The organism is Flavitalea antarctica (assembly GCF_054461535.1).
Genome location: NZ_JBTLQG010000012.1, coordinates 113,011 through 130,127 on the forward strand (window position 1 = coordinate 113,011; position 17,117 = coordinate 130,127).

At 43.1% G+C, this 17,117-nt stretch carries 14 protein-coding genes; 11 read left to right on the forward strand and 3 right to left on the reverse strand.

Features of this window, described 5'->3' with window-relative positions; genetic code table 11:
- Nucleotides 1–271: 271 nt before the first annotated feature.
- From ACX0G7_RS13450 to ACX0G7_RS13460, 3 genes are all read right to left on the reverse strand, one after another.
- The gene (locus tag ACX0G7_RS13450) at nt 272–2,191 is read right to left on the reverse strand and encodes an efflux RND transporter permease subunit (protein WP_458924002.1); all 1,920 of its coding nucleotides are present in this window, start codon (nt 2,189–2,191) and stop codon (nt 272–274) included.
- Nucleotides 2,191–3,465: an efflux RND transporter permease subunit gene (locus ACX0G7_RS13455; RefSeq protein WP_458924003.1), complete on the reverse strand. Its 1,275-nt coding sequence runs from the start codon at nt 3,463–3,465 to the stop codon at nt 2,191–2,193. Before ACX0G7_RS13455 ends, ACX0G7_RS13450 begins: the two co-directional genes overlap by 1 nt.
- Before the next feature lie 276 nt (nt 3,466–3,741).
- Nucleotides 3,742–4,134: an HYC_CC_PP family protein gene (locus ACX0G7_RS13460; RefSeq protein ID WP_458924004.1), complete on the reverse strand. Its 393-nt coding sequence runs from the start codon at nt 4,132–4,134 to the stop codon at nt 3,742–3,744.
- Nucleotides 4,135–5,021: 887 nt separating this feature from the next.
- Here ACX0G7_RS13460 and ACX0G7_RS13465 point away from each other — a divergent pair.
- The 11 genes from ACX0G7_RS13465 to ACX0G7_RS13515 all read left to right on the forward strand — a co-directional run bounded on the left by ACX0G7_RS13465 (nt 5,022) and on the right by ACX0G7_RS13515 (nt 17,109).
- A complete protein-coding gene (locus ACX0G7_RS13465) occupies nt 5,022–6,080 on the forward strand; it encodes a class I fructose-bisphosphate aldolase (RefSeq protein WP_458924005.1) in 1,059 nt (352 codons plus the stop codon).
- Nucleotides 6,081–6,298: 218 nt separating this feature from the next.
- Entirely contained in the window at nt 6,299–7,354 is a 1,056-nt protein-coding gene (locus ACX0G7_RS13470) for a sialidase family protein (protein WP_458924006.1), read from the forward strand.
- Complete coding sequence (locus ACX0G7_RS13475) at nt 7,309–7,887, forward strand: HYC_CC_PP family protein (RefSeq protein WP_458924007.1); 579 nt, start codon at nt 7,309–7,311, stop codon at nt 7,885–7,887. The genes ACX0G7_RS13470 and ACX0G7_RS13475 overlap by 46 nt, the downstream gene beginning before the upstream one ends.
- 124 nt (nt 7,888–8,011) lie before the next feature.
- Complete coding sequence (locus ACX0G7_RS13480) at nt 8,012–9,091, forward strand: hypothetical protein (RefSeq protein ID WP_458924008.1); 1,080 nt, start codon at nt 8,012–8,014, stop codon at nt 9,089–9,091.
- Nucleotides 9,092–9,110: 19 nt separating this feature from the next.
- Entirely contained in the window at nt 9,111–9,473 is a 363-nt protein-coding gene (locus ACX0G7_RS13485) for a heavy-metal-associated domain-containing protein (protein WP_458924009.1), read from the forward strand.
- 54 nt (nt 9,474–9,527) lie between these two features.
- A complete protein-coding gene (locus ACX0G7_RS13490; RefSeq protein ID WP_458924010.1) occupies nt 9,528–10,820 on the forward strand; it encodes an efflux RND transporter permease subunit in 1,293 nt (430 codons plus the stop codon).
- Nucleotides 10,821–10,822: 2 nt separating this feature from the next.
- Nucleotides 10,823–12,757, forward strand: coding sequence for an efflux RND transporter permease subunit (locus ACX0G7_RS13495; protein WP_458924011.1), 1,935 nt, complete (start codon nt 10,823–10,825; stop codon nt 12,755–12,757).
- Nucleotides 12,741–13,994: a TolC family protein gene (locus ACX0G7_RS13500; protein ID WP_458924012.1), complete on the forward strand. Its 1,254-nt coding sequence runs from the start codon at nt 12,741–12,743 to the stop codon at nt 13,992–13,994. The genes ACX0G7_RS13495 and ACX0G7_RS13500 overlap by 17 nt, the downstream gene beginning before the upstream one ends.
- A complete protein-coding gene (locus ACX0G7_RS13505; protein ID WP_458924013.1) occupies nt 13,972–15,294 on the forward strand; it encodes an efflux RND transporter periplasmic adaptor subunit in 1,323 nt (440 codons plus the stop codon). Before ACX0G7_RS13500 ends, ACX0G7_RS13505 begins: the two co-directional genes overlap by 23 nt.
- A gap of 7 nt (nt 15,295–15,301) precedes the next feature.
- Nucleotides 15,302–16,516, forward strand: a complete 1,215-nt coding sequence (locus ACX0G7_RS13510) for an efflux RND transporter periplasmic adaptor subunit (protein WP_458924014.1) — start codon at nt 15,302–15,304, stop codon at nt 16,514–16,516.
- Between the two features lie 29 nt (nt 16,517–16,545).
- On the forward strand, nt 16,546–17,109 hold the full coding sequence (locus ACX0G7_RS13515) for a DUF3347 domain-containing protein (RefSeq protein WP_458924015.1): 564 nt from the start codon (nt 16,546–16,548) through the stop codon (nt 17,107–17,109).
- Nucleotides 17,110–17,117: the final 8 nt, after the last annotated feature.

The window sequence follows — 17,117 nt, forward strand, 5'->3', positions numbered from 1 at the left end:
TGTTCTATGGTAGTTTTGTATCCTCTTTGAGAAAGAATACTTACAAAGTTGTTTTATCAGTACAGGACTCTCCGGTAATCACAATCCAATTCGTTATTATTTCTTTAGTTGTAACTTCTTTTAATGTTATCTCCATATTTGAAGCCGATAATATTTCGCACAAATCGGAGCACCCATCAATTATTTCTTTTTATCGGGCTTGTTGTCTTCTGATATGACATGCCAATAACAATTTTATCTATGACATTTGTCTATATAATGGCTGTTTCCATTAGTCTATGTTTTTCAAAAAATCCACTTTGCCATGCTTTTTTACTTCCCATTCTTTTGTAAATTGATAAACAACAGGCAAAACGATTAATACAAAAAAGGTAGAGGTCACCAGCCCGAAAACAAAAGGAATGGTGATGGGTTTCATTACATCACTACCTACTCCTGTTGCTAACAATACCGGCAGCAATCCTATAATGTCTGCCATGACGGTCATCAATTTAGGGCGAACACGCATCACCGCACCTGCGAAAACAGCATTTTGAATTTCTTGTTGTGAAAGCGTTGCACTTTTGTTTTTCTCTGCTGTGTCCCTGATGGCCTCGTTCATGTACACAATCATCAGCACGCCTGTCTCCACAGCTACTCCTAACAAGGCAATGAAACCTACCGCTACCGCTACCGAGAAGTTCACGTCAAAAAAGTACATGGAATACGCCCCGCCAATCAAAGCAACAGGGATGCCTGACAGTATAATAAGCATGTCCTGGACCGAACGAAAATTGAAATACAGTACCAAGGCAATGATGAACAATGTTACAGGGATGATTATCTTCAACCTTTTTTCTGCCCGCACCTTGCTTTCATATTGTCCGCTCCATTGTATGAAGTATCCGTTAGGAAGCGTTTTAAAATCAGCTTCAATTTTTTCTTTAGCGTCTTTCACCACGTTTCCCATGTCACGTCCTCTTATGTTGAATAATACCGTTCCGCGCAAAAGGGCGTTTTCAGAATTGATCATGGGAGGGCCTTCCGAAATACTGATGTTGGCTATGGACGATAATGGTATAACGCCATAACCGGACGTTTGCAATGGAGTACGTTTTATTTGTTCAATGTCGCTGCGGAAATCCTGGGCCAACCGCAGGGCGACATTGAACCGCTGCCTGCCTTCAACGGTGCTTGTGAGGGGCATTCCCCCTAAGGCCATTTCAATGACCATATTCACTTGCTCAATGGAAAGATTGTAACGGGCAATTTCTTCGCGTTTGATTTTTACATCTAAGTATTTCCCTCCCGTGAGCTGCTCCGTATATAGATCAGCGAGACCTTCTATACCCATTAATGATTTTTCGATTTGACGGGATATATTGTAGATGGTATCCAGGTTTTGCCCGTATATTTTCACTCCAACATCCGTTCTTACACCGGTTGACAGCATATTGATACGGTTAATAATGGGCATTGTCCAGCCACTGGTTACACCGGGAATCTGCACTTTGTCATTCAATTCGGCAATCAGTTTTTCGGTGGTCATGCCTTTACGCCACTTCGATTTGGCTTTTAATACAACGATGCTTTCAATCATACTTACAGGCGCGTTATCGGTTGCAGTGTAAGCACGGCCCGCTTTGCCCAGCACATTTTCCACTTCGGGGAAACTTTTGATGATTTTATCCTGAACTTGCAGGATCCGTTTTGCCTCGTTGTTGGAAACATCGGGCAGCGAGACTGGCATAAACAACAATGAGCCCTCATCGAGTGGTGGCATAAACTCTGAACCCAATCGCAACACAAGGGGAATACTCCCCAAAACAACCAGAAGTGAAATGACAATCACTGTTTTTTTCCATTTTTGGCAAGCATGCAATACAGGGCTGTAAATTTTGATGAAGAAGTTGGAAACAGGGTTACGGCTTTCGGGGACTAATTTGCCTTTCATCCAGGAACGCAAAAGCATCGGTACTATAAATAGTGCAACTATTGCGGAACCAATCATAGTAAAGGTTTTCGTCCAAACTAAAGGCGAGTATAATTTCTTCTCCTGGCCCTCCAGAAAAAGGATGGGGGCAAAGGATATAAGTGTTACCAGAATGGAATAAAAAATAGCTCTGCCAATGGTTCGTGACGACCGTTCGATAATGTTGATTCGTTCTGTTTCGCTTAATTCTTTCGTGTGTCCTATTCGCTGCTTTTCCATTAGTCGTCTGATTTTATTACAGCATTCACCAGGGTTTTGTAGGCGTTCTCAGTCATTACAATTCCTGCATCTACCAAATCGCCAATGGCTAATGCTATTCCTCCCAGCGACATGATATTTAACGAAATACCAAACAGCTTCACGAGCATGAGTCCAACTAGCACTGATAGAGGAATGGTGATGATAGCTACTGCCGCACTTCGTACATGAAACAGAAATAGCAGGACGATAAGGGAAACCACAATAATTTCTTCGATCAATGCTTTTTTGAGTGTAGCAATTGCTGCTTCAATGAGGTTGCTGCGATCGTAAGCAACTTTTATTTTAACTCCTGGCGGTAATCCTTTTTCCACATCGCTCAAGCGCCCTTTCACCCGGTCAATAATTTCTTTTGCATTTTCACCGTAACGGGCTACCACAACTCCACCCACCACTTCACCTTCCCCATTTTCATCCACTATCCCCAGGCGAATGTCACTGCTCATTTGAACATCAGCCACGTCTTTCATTTTAACAGGAATAGACTTGTAAGATCCAACTGAAATTTCCTCGATGTCTTTTATATCTTTGATATATCCCAACCCCCTTAGCATGTAACCCATGCGGTTCATTTCGTAAATACTGCCGCCCACATCACGGTTGTTGGCTTTCAGGGCATTGGCTACGTCCATTGTAGAAATGTTGTAGTAAACCAATTTGTGCGGGTTTACGCTTACCTGATATTGCTTTTGAAAGCCTCCAAACGATGCTACTTCGCTGATGCCTTCTACGTTTTGCAGGGCAAACTTCAGGTACCAGTCCTGCACTGCCCTCAGCTCACCCAAATCATATCCATCAGCTTGCAGCGTATACCAGAACACATGTCCCACGCCTGTTCCATCCGGCCCCAGGGTTGGTGTTATACCTTGAGGCAATGCCCGCTGTGCAAAATTCAGACGTTCCAACACCCGGGTTCTTGCCCAATATATTTCAACATCGTCATTAAAGATGACGAATACGAAGCTCATTCCGAACATGGATGCGGCACGAATGGATTTTACATTGGGAATGCCCTGTAAATTAGAAACCAGTGGATAGGTTACCTGGTCTTCCATGATTTGTGGGTTGCGTCCCATCCACTCTGTGTAAACAATCACCTGGTTTTCCGACATGTCCGGAATGGCATCAACTGCTGTGTTTATTACAGACCACAGGCCGCCAAGCACAATCATCAATATGCCTATCCACACGAAGAACCTATTGTGTGTGGACCATGAAATGATTTTTTCTATCATGATATTTCTTTTTAAGAGGATAGGCATTAACTGCTACTACAATAATGCTTATCCGCATCAAACGGCAACCAATGCCAGAATGATCCTGGGTAAGCAGCCGTGTGCTTTCAAAAGCTGGACTGTTGAGATAAGTAACTTTTTAAGCTGCTACAGCCATGGAAAAAAGCTACCACCACCGTTGCTGTCAAAACCAATACGTGAGCAGGAAATAAACCTGGTAAAAACCCCTCTTATCAATACAAATAAAAAAACGAAACTTACATAATGAACATTAATTCAAATTCGGAAAACCTGGTTCAGAATATAAAGTGGGGGAATTACGCCAGATGGAAGATGACGGCAAATGCGCCTCTTAACTAGTGCCGATGAAGCCTCATAAAAGGGGAAGTGGGAAACTGCAAATAAATCCGGTTGAAAGTTGAACCCGTTATAAAAATCTAAGGAAAGTTGCCGGGCCTTTTGATAACCGCTATCAATGTGCAAATAAAAAGCTTTGTCCTGGCAGCAGTCGTTTTTCATTTCTTCGTCACCACACGCGCATTTGTTGGTATTATCGTAGTCGAATGAAATCGAGGCAAGATAGCCACCGCAATAATGCATGGACCCGCTAATACCTGTCGAAGCAATCAGGTAGACGAGCATCAAGGCTATGACGATTACCTGTTTCATTATCACATTATATTAGAAAATACTGTTGATTTTTAGTACGAAGTCAAATTTCATACTTTGCAGTTTTGTCATCATTTGTTTGCTTGTTATATAAAATTTTGCGCCCCTTATTGATCAAAAAAATATTGCCGGCAACAGGACTACCCCTGAACTGTCAAGCACTTTTTCAATTGATTTCTTCGAATGGAGTTGCCAGGCTTCGTGATGAACTGTTGCCAGGGCGGTATGGTAATCACTAAGTGTTGGTGTATTCCGTACAAGAAATTCTTTTGTCCGCTTGATTTTCAGCTGGGTCAGAAATTTTATACGATTGTTTCTTCTGCCGCTGAAAAAATCCGGCTAAGTAATAGTGGCTCATACCCACCTTAACTACCAAATAACGCGTTAGCGGTGTTTTGGTGTTGTAGTCGTTTCCCCTCTTCGATACAGGGCTCACAACGATACCTTTACAAACAATTGAGATTCTTTGGTGCTTAATTAATTCATTGTCGCTATACTTTCTCATGAACGTCCCTGCGGTGAGAAAGACCTTTTATACAATTTTGTATAAAATTAAGTGTTGGATTACGACGTAAACCATGACACCTATCACACTTAAAACTGATTTTAGTCATATTTAAGGATATATCAGGACTATTTGTTAAACCATCACATTTATAGATAAATATCAGGAGTATCTGATGGTAATAATCTTAATAACTCCCGATCTCTGCATTCCGATTGTAATTATTCGGACCTGATTTATTGAACCAACATTACCGCAATTATTCACTAATGCTTTGAGATATTAAAGACTCATCGGTCACTCAGAGATTCAAAAAAGACGTCAGGACCCAAAAGACACTTGTAACCTAGATTTACTAATTTTAAATAAAATAGTGAATGTTATGAGATACGGAAAAACGGTAGAACTATTGGGAGACAAGGCTGATTTTTATTTAAAACATAAATGTACTGCTATTGAGAGATCAAGTATTCACCTTCCTTCGCCCACCACTATAGAAGACATTTGGATCAATAGTAATCGTAATAATCAGGTTTTGAGAAATTTCCGTTCTTTGTTAAATCATGGACGCCTGGGCGGTACAGGGTACTGTAACATATTTCCAGTCGATCAAGGTATTGAGCATAGTGCAGGGGCCGCATTCGCCCCCAATCCTATATATTTCGATCCTGAAAATATCGTTAGGCTCGCGATTGAAGGTGGTTGTAATGGTGTTGCCTCCACATATGGCGTTTTAGGAATTATGAGCCGAAAGTTTGCACACAAAATTCCCTTCATTGTAAAGATTAATCACAACGAATTTTTGAGTCTGCCAAACAGCTATGATCAAACTCTCTTCGGAACAATCAAAAGTGCATGGAACATGGGTGCAGTAGCCGTAGGTGCCACAGTTTATTGGGGTAGCTCAGAAAGCAAACGTCAATTGAACCAGATTGCCGACGCATTCGAAATGGCTCATGAGCTTGGTATGGTAACTATCCTGTGGTGCTACACAAGAAACAATGGTTTCAAGGTGAATGACGTGGACTATCATCTATCCGCCGACCTGACCGGGCAGGCAAACCATTTAGGTGTCACAATTCAGGCAGATATCATCAAACAAAAATTGCCGACAAATAATGGAGGATATTTAGCTACTAAGCATGGTAAAACCAGTAAGCTCGTGTATGAAAAATTGACCTCCGACCATCCCATCGATCTGACCCGCTATCAGGTGTTAAATTGTTTTTGTGGGCGGGTTGGTCTAATCAATAGTGGCGGTGAGAGCCTGGGAGATTCCGATTTGCAGGAAGCGGTGATTACTGCCGTAGTAAATAAGCGGGCAGGAGGTATGGGACTGATTCTCGGACGCAAGGCATTTCAACGCCCTTTCAGTGAAGGAGTAAATATGCTCGAGGCAATACAGAATGTTTATCTGGAGAAGGAAATTACAATCGCCTGAATTCCTGATATATCTCGCAAACATTACCTGATCCGGGTCGGGAAGATTATTCTCCCTCATTGTAACTCGGGTGATCCACATCCACACTTGAATTCGCCGCTAACAACGACAGCATGATTGGGGAATCAAGTAACCATATTAAGAATTGAACATTATCTTTATTCCTCAATCTCCGATTACTATGCCAGTTATCAGGAGGGCTGATAAATTTTTACAAAATGAGAAGAAGAAAGTTTCTGTGTATACCTGCACTTATAATATTGCTTAGTGCCTGCCAGGGAAATAACCAACCGAATGATAAAATTATATCATTCGGTTCAGGACAAATGCCCTCGCTGTTGACTACCCAGAATAAAAACATTCACCTGGTGTACGGGAGCGGTGACAGCATCCTTTACGTAAGTTCGCAGGATAAAGGCCAGACATTCTCCAGCCCATCTTTGATTGCGGTACTTCCGGACTTAGTGTCTTCGCACACCAGGGGACCACAAATCGCTTCCTGTTCGGGCAGAATCACTGTGACTGCATGCGTCAAGTCAGGCAACATTTATGCATTTTCACAAGGCACAGACGATAAGTGGTCAGACAGGGTTCGCGTTAATGACGTAGATACAGTAGCGAAGGAAGGACTGATGGCACTCAGTGGTGACGGCAACCGCTTATTTGCAGTTTGGCTGGATCTGCGTAACAAACACAATCAGATTTATGGTTCATCGTCATCAGATGGAGGAGAAACCTGGTCTGCAAACCAGCTGATTTATGCTTCTAAAGACTCAACTGTCTGTGAATGTTGTAAACCTTCTGTATTGGTTAAAGGAGATAAGGTAAACGTCATGTTTCGTAACTGGATTGATGGTAACCGGGATATGTACCTGATACAATCGGATAATGGGGGTAAAACGTTCAGGGAAGCAAGCAAATTGGGGCTGGGAAGTTGGAAGCTCAAAGGATGTCCGATGGATGGCGGCGGACTGGCCGCACGTGGAACCGGGATTCAAGCTTTTTGGCGGAGAGGAGACACGCTGTTCCTATCTGAACCAGGAGAGGTGGAAAGCCCAGTTACCACGGGGAAGGGAGGAGTTATGGACAGTAATAATGGAAAAAACGTATACTCATGGATTGAAAACGGAGAAGTCGTCTGTTTAACGTCAGAGAACAAGCGGGAGGTAATAGGCCGGGGTGGATCTCCAGCTATAAAAGTGATAGATGAGAACAGCTTCATAATGGCGTGGGAGCAAGACAAAAATATCAAAGCCAAAATATTGTATCAATAAGCCTTGCTACCTTCATTGCCCTGGCGATCTGTTTGGCTTGGAATAAAACAAGTGCTACCTCCCAAAATTTTGCAATCTATTTTGGAAATTATTTAACCACGGATTGGAAATTACGCCTACTTTTGTTAAGGATGAAGAAGTTTCTTGTTTTCATATTGGCTGTCCTCTACATTGGTTCTTCGACCGGTGCGACAATACATATCCACTATTGTATGGGAAAGCTTGTGAACATGAGCTTGAATTCAGAGTCAAAAAAATGCCCAAAATGCCCATCTAAAGAAAAGTCTTCTTCTTGCTCAAAAGAGTGCTGCAAAGATTTACACAAAACGCTCAAACTTGAGAAGGATCAGAAACTGGCGGAAATGGGTTCAAAACTCATCAACGGCAACACTTATACGGTTAGCTCGTTTTATAACTCTGACCATATGAGCCTGGCGGTGTCAGCAATTCCTTACGCTCACCCATACATAAAAGGCCCCCCCGCGGGATCGATTGTCCAACCTTACATTTTATACCGCAATTTTCGTGTTTGATTCTTTCCTCTATGGCGGCTAGCACTTTCTTGTTGCATATTACTCACTAACTATTCCGCCTAATCGCTCCGCTTTCATTATCTATTATTATCTCTTTCTATTTAAGGACTAAAAATTTCATCGTATGAAATTCAACCGTCACTATGGTTATTTACCATGGGTAATGGCCTGTTTTACCGTGGTTTTGGTATCCTCATGCCGCAAGCAAAAGTTCCCTGATATGGGAATGGAAGATAAAATGATCAACTATCCGGCAGCGTATGTAGTGAATGGCGAGAGTGGCACCCTATCGGTGATAAGACTGTCCGACGACAAGGTCTCCGAGACAATCGAGCTCATGATGGATGATAACCAGATGGCCATGTGGCCGCATCACCTTTCATTGTACAGTGTATTCGATTTACACCGGCTGGTGGTCGGTGTGCCCGGAATGGACCTAAGCGCAGGGCATAGTGGAGGAATGAATGATATGAAGGGTAGGGTAATGGTTGTTGATGCGGTGAAGGGACAGGTTATTAAGTCTCTGGAGTTGCCGGAATCGAATCACAACGCAATTTATTCACCAAATGGAAAGGAAATCTGGACTTCTCAAATGGAACATGATGGAAAAGTATTGGTTTTTGATGCTCAAACATATGCCCTCAGGAATACCATTATGGTGGGATCCGGTCCGGCCGAAGTGACTTTTTCAGCAGATGGATCGAGGGCTTACGTGGCCAATGGCGAAGACAATACCATCTCAATAATAGACCCTTCAAGTAAAGCTATAATCGCAACTGTACCAGTCGGCCGCGAGCCTGTTGGTGCCTGGGTTGGATATGACGGAACTATGTTCGTTGATAACGAGGAAGGGCAAAGCATTTCTGTGTTGAATGTCTCGTCGAACGCAATCACTCAAACCATTCCACTCGGGTTCATGCCTGGGAGCGCCGCACACAATTCTGTTGCTAATGAACTTTGGGTAACAGATCCTGATAATGGAAAGATTCATTATTACAAAAAAGCAGGGGCGCAATGGACAAAGGCGGGGACAATTAATAGCGGTACCGGTGCACATGCTATTGCCTTTACCGCAGATGGAATCAATGCTTATGTAACCAATCAACTTGCAGGATCAGTTTCGGTAATTAAAGTAAACGATCATACCAAGTTAAAAGATATTGTTGTTGGGAAGAAGCCCAACGGCATTGTAATTAAATATTAAACAAATCAATAAAAGTTTTATGAAATCGATACTAGCTCTCTTTGGTCTTATCGGCGGAACTGCCTCCCTATCTACCGCTACTGCACAGGATATGAAAACAGATAGTTTTAAGGTTTATGGTAATTGTGAAATGTGCAAGACCCGCATTGAAAAAGCAACCAACACAGACGGAGTAAGCACCGCGAAATGGAATGTGGATAGTAAAATGATCACCTTGTCATATGATCCGGGCAAAACAACTACAGAAGCAATTAAAAAACGAATCGCATTAGTGGGTCATGACACCGAGGAATACAAAGCAGCGGACTCCACGTATAGTAAATTGCCCGGCTGCTGTTTATATGACCGGAAGAAAGGTGAAACGTCTCAACACAAACACTAACATAAGTAGCAGTAAGAGTCGCCTAAGGAGTCTTTCGTTTATAGAAATCTGTATATGGTACATCGTATTATCGAATGGTCACTCAGGAATCGCTTCATCGTGCTTGTGCTTTCCGCAGGTATATTTGTATGGGGCTTGATGTCTGTGAACAAAAACCCGATTGACGCAATTCCGGACCTTTCAGAAAACCAGGTTATTGTGTTTACGGAGTGGATGGGCCGTGGCCCCCAACTGATGGAAGATCAGATCACGTATCCAATGGTTACAAATCTGCAGGGATTACCACGTATTAAGTATGTGAGGGGTACATCTATGTTCGGTATGAGTTTCATTTATATCATTTTCAATGATGATGTTGACATATACTGGGCAAGAGAACGTGTTTCTGAAAGATTGAGTACCATTACGCGAACGTTGCCAACAGGAGTAACACCTCAACTTGGACCAGATGGCACTGGGGTCGGCCATGTATTATGGTATACACTGGACGCACCAAATATGGATCTTGGTGAGCAAAGGGCTTTACAGGACTGGTATGTAAAATTCGCCTTGCAGACGGTGGATGGCGTAAGTGAAATAGCATCTTTCGGTGGCTTTCAGAAGCAATACCAGGTTACACTGAATCCAAATAAACTACTGTATTACAAAGTTGGGGTTCCCCAAATAATCAGTGCGATCCGGGCTAATAACAACGAATCCGGGGGGCGGAAGTTTGAGCTGAGCGATATTGGTTACATCATCAAAACTTCCGGGTATCTCAAATCGATATCTGAAATCGAAAACATCCCTATCAAAAACCAAAACAGTGTTCCCATTCGTATTGCAGATGTTGCTACGGTTCAAATGACAGGGGAAACACGTTTAGGCATATTCGATCAGAACGGCGAAGGTGAAAGGGTAGGGGGCATTGTTGTAATGCGTTATGGCGAAAATGCCGCAGCCGTTATTGACCGGGTGAAAAAGAAAATGCAGGAAGTTGCGAAAGGCTTCCCCGAAAAAGTAAAGTTTGATATTGTTTATGACCGCGGAGAATTAATTAAGGAATCCATTGATTCCATTAAGAGAACTCTTATCGAAGAAATGATTGTTGTATCTCTTGTCGTAATAATCTTTTTGTTCCACTGGCGTAGCGCGTTAAGTATAATCATCCAAATTCCTATTACTCTTGCTGCAAGCTTCATCCTGTTAAATGCTGTTGGTATTTCTTCAAACATCATGTCTCTTACCGGTATCGCACTGGCTATTGGAGTAATTGTTGATAATGGAATCATCATGAGCGAGAATGCGTATAAACATCTATCTGAACGGTATGAAATCTGGCAAAAAGAGCAAAAACAACTTTTGTAATTATGAATTGGCGAAGCAAAGGAAAAAAGAAGGAATTGCCCTGGATCTCGGAGGAAGACCGATTAAAGGTGATTGAGCAGTCGAGTAAACAAGTGTCCCGGGGTGTTTTTTTCGCTACTATAATCATCATTACTTCTTTTCTGCCCGTATTTATGCTTACCGGCCAGGAAGGAAAACTTTTCCATCCGCTGGCATTCACGAAAACATTCATCATGATTGTGGATGCATTGCTGGTGATAACGCTGGCCCCTGTGCTGATTTCGTTTTTTATGAAGGGCAAGTTCAGGCCTGACAATGCAAACCCTGTAAACAGAATTCTCGAAAGGGTATATGAACCAATAATAAGACTGGTTTTAAAATGGCGCAAAACAACCATAGCAATAAACCTGATTGCACTTCTCATCACTATCCCACTCTTACGTCAACTTGGGACTGAGTTTATGCCCCCACTAGACGAGCAAAGTATTTTGTTTATGCCGGTCACGTTACCTGATGTGTCGAACTCGGAGGTGAAGCGCATTTTACAAGTACAGGACAAAATCATAAAGTCAGTGCCCGAGGTAGATAAAGTCCTCGGTAAGGCCGGACGTGCCAATACGGCAACTGACAACTCGCCAATCAGCATGATTGAAACCATCATCATGCTTAAACATAAATCCCAATGGCGACCCGGATTAACCAAGAAGGACATCATTAACGAGCTCGATGCAAAACTCCAGATACCGGGTGTGGTTAATGGATGGACACAGCCGATTGTCAATCGCATCAACATGTTATCTACTGGTATACGTACCGACGTTGGTGTGAAAGTTTTCGGTCAAAATCTTGACACAATTGCTGCTGTTTCTGAACGGGTCAAAAATGCCCTGGAGGGGACAGCGGGAATATCTGATTTATACGTTGAACCGGTTACCGGGGGGAAGTATCTTGCTATCAATCCCAGAAGACAGGATCTAAGCAGATATGGCTTAGACATTGACAATATAAATCAGACTGTAGAGTCGGCATTGGGTGGAGTGACACTTGGTACCACCATCGAGGGGCGTCAGCGGTTTTCAATCGGTGTTCGCCTTGCGCAGGAATATCGTAATAGTGTGGAGACGATCAAGCGGATTCCGTTAATTTCACCGGCCTTTGGTGAAGTTCCACTATCGGCCGTCGCAGATGTTAAATTTGAAGACGGGCCGCCCATGATCACATCCGAAAATGCAATGCTCCGCGGAGCCGTTCTCTTCAACGTCAGAGACAGGGATCTCGGTAGTACGGTGCAGGAGGCGGTTTCAAAAATGAACCAGGCTAAAGGAATTTTACCCCAGGGTTATTACCTTGAATGGAGTGGACAATATGAGAACCTGATCCGCGGACAACAAACCCTGCTATGGATAGCTCCAATAGTACTTGTCATCATTTTCTTCTCTCTTTACTTCGCTTTCAATTCAATGCGTGAGGCTTTTCTAAGTCTTATAACAGTACCGTTTGCTCTTATCGGTGGAGCTTACCTGATTTATTTCTGGGGGGTAAATCTTTCTGTTGCGGTAGCAGTTGGGTTTATTGCGCTATTTGGTATCGCAGTAGAAACAGGTATAGTCATGGTAATTTATCTGAATGATGCGATGAACCAATTGGTAAAGTTGAAAGGCAACTCAAGTGACACCATAACAAGGGATGATCTGAGGGAATATGTTGTTTATGGTGCCGCCAAAAGGTTAAGACCAAAGCTAATGACAGTTTGCGTTTCTCTATTTGGGCTGGTTCCTGTTCTCTGGGCAACCGGAGTAGGAACAGATGTTATGCAACCAATTGTACTGCCTATGATTGGTGGCGTACTGACTTCCTCGACGCACATCCTGTTAGTAACACCATTAATATTTCTGATGTCTAAAGAATACGAATTACGCAAGTACGGAAAATTGCAAATACATGAAGCAAATCACTAGACATATAATCATTTTGTTTTTGTTGCTGCCCGCGCTATTGTCCGGACAGCAAATCCAGGTGCTGACGCTCGACAGTATATTAAGCAGGATTGAACGTAACAACATATTGTTGCAATCCTATAGCTTTAAAGCGGAAGCGTACAAGTATAGTGCTGAAGCAGCAACTTCCTGGATGGCTCCGATGATTGGGTTTGGAACTTTTATGACGCCTTACCCGAATCAGATTGTGAAGGACCCTGGTGATCGCGGCAGTCTCATGTTGCAAATTGAACAGGATATTCCAAATACTTCCAAGCTGAAGGCAAAACGCAGATTTATTGCTTCGCAGGGCGAAGTTGAAAACGCTAATCGCGGCATAACGTTTAATGAATATAAATCACAGGCGAGGCGACTTTACTATAACTGGTTGGTTGCAAGTGAACGCATAAACGTTTTGGATAAGAATCTTCACCTGATGGTGATGATGAAAAAAATTGAAGAGATCCGGTACCCTTATAATCAATCGCAACTTGGTAACGTATTCAAAGCGGAGGCAAAGATCGAAGAAAACCGAAATATGATTCGGATGCAGGAAGGGATCATCGCTAAATCAAGGGCCTGGCTCAACACTTTGATGAATGCAAGTGGAAATGAAACTTTTGAAATTGATAGCACCTATCAGCCCCGTTTTACACCTGCTGTTACATATGATACTGCTTCTCTGGCAACGGCAAGACAGGATGTGTTGAAGATGAATGCAAGTATCCGTTCTATGCAATTGAATATCGAGAGTATGAAGCGTGAAAAAAATCCGGACTTCAGAATCCGGTTTGATCATATGTATCCGCTGGATGCCATGATGCCAAATGCATTCAGCGTCATGGGGATGGTAAGTATTCCTATTGTCCCGTGGGCATCGAAGATGTACAAGTCTGAAATAAAATCAATGCAGCACAACATCCAGGGAATGGAAAAGGAAAGGGCCGCAATGCTGCAGGAAACGCAGGGGATGTTGTACGGGATGCAATATGAAATTGTATCCATGCAAAACCGTATCCAGGCTATGGAGGAAAAAATTATTCCTTCGCTACAAAAAACATTGGATGCCAAATTTTTAAACTACCAGGAAAACAAGATGGCTTTGCCCGAGGTGATGGACGCGTGGGAGGCTTTATCTATGATGCAGGTAAGTATACTGGATGAAAAGTTGAAAGTCTATGAAATGATCGCTGATTATGAAAAAGAACTTTATCGTTAAAACGTTATTTTTGTTCTTCTCTGTGATGACTTTCCTCGCGTCATGCAAAGAAAAGGAAGCAAGTGTCACACAGGCGGATGCTGCTGTTAAGGCTGGGTATACCTGCCCTATGCACAGCCATGTCATAAGTGACAAACCAGGTAAATGCCCGGTTTGTCATATGGATCTTGTGCCTAAAAATTCAAACAAAGAGGTCCAGGTTGACAGTAGCCTGGCTGCTTTATCAAAACCGGTAAACTCGCGCATTATCTCATCTATACCCTCTATCAGCGCGGAGACCGGTTCCCGGATTTTCTCTGTGGAGGTGCCAGGGGTAGTCACTTATGACACCCGCAACCAGGTGAACATCCCGACCCGCATCAGTGGTCGGATTGAGCGCCTTCTTATTAAATACAACTATCAACCAGTTAAGAAAGGGCAATTGTTGATGGAGGTATATTCACCGGACCTGGTTGCGGCTCAACGTGAGTTGATATATCTTTCGAAGATTAAGGACGCGGGTATGCTGGCGCGATCGAAACAGCGGCTGGCACTTTTGGGCATGTTGCCTTCGCAGATTGAGCAGGTAATCAGGACGGGAAATGTTCTCTATCGTTTTCCGGTCTATAGCAATACCACCGGGTATATCCTCGAAAAAAACACTGGCACGGCAGCGCCAGTCGCGCAAATGCCATCGGCTTCTTCATCTTCCGGATCTAATGATGGCATGAACGGAATGGGCGGTGGCAATACAGCTTCAGCTTCTAATGTGCCGACAGTACCCACTGCCACCCCTGTGCTGATTCGGGAAGGGCAATACATAAGTGCCGGTCAATCTATGTTCACAATATATCAGAATAAGTCGCTTGTAGCCGATTTCTCTTTACTACCCCAATTGGTGTCAAAGGTGAAAAAGGGACAACGTTTACTTTACCAGGACGCGAATGATGATAGCAAAATGGTAACAGGTTCGATCGCGCTGGTCGAACCTGGATTTAAAGAAGGGAGAAACTTTACTGTTGCAAGAGTTTACATAAAAGACGCGGCTTTCCAACCTGGCCAGTTTTTAACTGCACATGTCCCGGTGGTTTATCCATCCGGCTCATGGCTTCCCAGATCAGCAGTTCTTGAGTTGGGTAACAAAACGATAGTGTTTAGAAAAACCGCTGGTTCATACATGCCTGTGGCTGTAGCAACGGGTATCAAAGGAAAGGACCTTGTACAGATTATTAGTGATGTCCATGGTTGGGAAGTAGCTTCAAAAGCTGCATTCCTGGTCGATAGCGAAAGTTTTATCACGTTAAAAAATGATCCGCAATAACCAGATTATGCTACAAAGAATAACAAGAAGGTTAATGCTTTATTTGTTGGTGGGAACTTCAATTTTTCTTGCAGCCTGCGAAGAAAACAAGACAATCACCAATGCGGAAGAAAAGAAACAAACTTATACCTGCTCCATGCATCCGCAAATTGTGCAGGATAAGCCAGGAACTTGCCCGATTTGCGGAATGGACCTCGTACTGTTCGACAAAAACAATAAGGACGCCTTTCTTACTTTGAGTGAAAGCCAGATAACACTGGCAAATGTTTCAACTGTTACAGTGGGTAGTGCAGCGCTCACCAACTCTAAGCTCTTAAATGGGCGCCTCAATACCGATCCGCAACAGTCTGCGTATGTATCCAGTCGTGTTGCAGGTCGCATCGAAAATCTGTACGTGAAAGAAACAGGTGTTCGGGTAAGCAAGGGTCAGCCTCTGTACAGGATCTATTCCGAGCAATTGGCAACGCTTCAACAGGAATACCTGGTTGCAGCGGCGCAGGTAAAACAGTTCCCAACAGACGAACGATTTGTGCAGATCGAGAAGGCCGCGCGTCAGAAGTTGTTATTGTATGATCAAAGTACTTTACAGATTAACAAATTAGTCGAGACACAAGAAGCAGTGCCTTATGTTACTTACTCAGCTACGGTGTCCGGTGTGGTTGCAGAAATTTTGGTAACTGAAGGCCAATATGTCATAGAAGGCGGATCTATAATGAGACTGGAGGGTTATAATGAACTGTGGGTAGAAGCGGATATTTACCCTGCTGAAGCGGGTGCAGTCAGCATTGGCCAGCGTCTGCAGGTTATAGTGTCAGGCTGGGAAAATGAACCGCAGAATATGGTTGTGCAGTTTATTAATCCTTCGCTTCAAAGCGGAACGCAGCTATTGCAGGTGCGCGGCACTATCCCTAATGTCAACAATCAATGGCAGGCAGGTTTACAAGCAAGTATCCTGTTGCCTGTCAAAACCAAGGGCAACGTGTTGACCTTGCCTGTCGATGCTGTTATAAGAGATGGTAAAGGCAGTCATGTATGGATAGCAACCGGGGAAGGTAAGTTTGAGCCGAGAATGGTAGAGACCGGTATGGAAGACAACAATTCCGTTGAGATAACAAAAGGTATAGAACAAGGGGAGGAGGTTGTAGTTACCGGGTCTTATCTTTTATTCAGCGAGTATATTCTAAAAAAGGGTGCCCATCCCATGGCCGCCCATAACCATTAAACATTCTTCAAAACTTAAAAATGATAATTATGAGAACGTTCTTGAAAATTACGATTCCTGTTTTTGCTTCCGTCTTAATTATTTCCTGCGGTGAAAGTAGTACTGACAATACTACAGCAAATGCAAAGGATACCAGTGCGCATGCGGATCACGTAGGTGCTGATTCTTCGTCCAATACAACCGCATCAGTTAATGTAAAGGATGATAAACTGAATGCCATATATCAACACTATGTTCATTTGACTACTGCGCTGGTAAATAACGATGCAGCAGAAGCGAAAATTGCGAGCAATGCCATTGAGGCAGGAGCCAGGGAATTGACCGGGGGAACTTCAATAGCAGCTACAGCGGCCAAAATTACCAATGCAGCTGATATCGAAGGTCAACGCAAAGCTTATTCAACACTCAGCAATGATTTCATTGCATTAGTAAAAAAATCTGGAATGTCTTCCGGTGAACTCTATGTTGATTTCTGCCCAATGGCAATGAATGACAAGGGTGCATATTGGGTAAGTTCTAAAAAGGAAATCAGGAATCCTTATTTCGGTGATAAAATGCTTACCTGTGGGGAAGTAAAAGAGACGATTAAATAATTCACTAT

Coding starts and splice junctions, on each gene's coding strand:
- ACX0G7_RS13500 (WP_458924012.1), top strand. CDS start 12,741: ATGAAGCAAATCACTAGACATATAATCATTTTGTTTTTGTTGCTGCCC.
- ACX0G7_RS13480 (WP_458924008.1), top strand. CDS start 8,012: ATGAAATTCAACCGTCACTATGGTTATTTACCATGGGTAATGGCCTGT.
- ACX0G7_RS13515 (WP_458924015.1), top strand. CDS start 16,546: ATGAGAACGTTCTTGAAAATTACGATTCCTGTTTTTGCTTCCGTCTTA.
- ACX0G7_RS13460 (WP_458924004.1), bottom strand. CDS start 4,134: ATGAAACAGGTAATCGTCATAGCCTTGATGCTCGTCTACCTGATTGCT.
- ACX0G7_RS13465 (WP_458924005.1), top strand. CDS start 5,022: ATGAGATACGGAAAAACGGTAGAACTATTGGGAGACAAGGCTGATTTT.
- ACX0G7_RS13510 (WP_458924014.1), top strand. CDS start 15,302: ATGCTACAAAGAATAACAAGAAGGTTAATGCTTTATTTGTTGGTGGGA.
- ACX0G7_RS13455 (WP_458924003.1), bottom strand. CDS start 3,465: ATGATAGAAAAAATCATTTCATGGTCCACACACAATAGGTTCTTCGTG.
- ACX0G7_RS13450 (WP_458924002.1), bottom strand. CDS start 2,191: ATGGAAAAGCAGCGAATAGGACACACGAAAGAATTAAGCGAAACAGAA.
- ACX0G7_RS13470 (WP_458924006.1), top strand. CDS start 6,299: ATGAGAAGAAGAAAGTTTCTGTGTATACCTGCACTTATAATATTGCTT.
- ACX0G7_RS13490 (WP_458924010.1), top strand. CDS start 9,528: ATGGTACATCGTATTATCGAATGGTCACTCAGGAATCGCTTCATCGTG.
- ACX0G7_RS13495 (WP_458924011.1), top strand. CDS start 10,823: ATGAATTGGCGAAGCAAAGGAAAAAAGAAGGAATTGCCCTGGATCTCG.
- ACX0G7_RS13505 (WP_458924013.1), top strand. CDS start 13,972: ATGAAAAAGAACTTTATCGTTAAAACGTTATTTTTGTTCTTCTCTGTG.
- ACX0G7_RS13485 (WP_458924009.1), top strand. CDS start 9,111: ATGAAATCGATACTAGCTCTCTTTGGTCTTATCGGCGGAACTGCCTCC.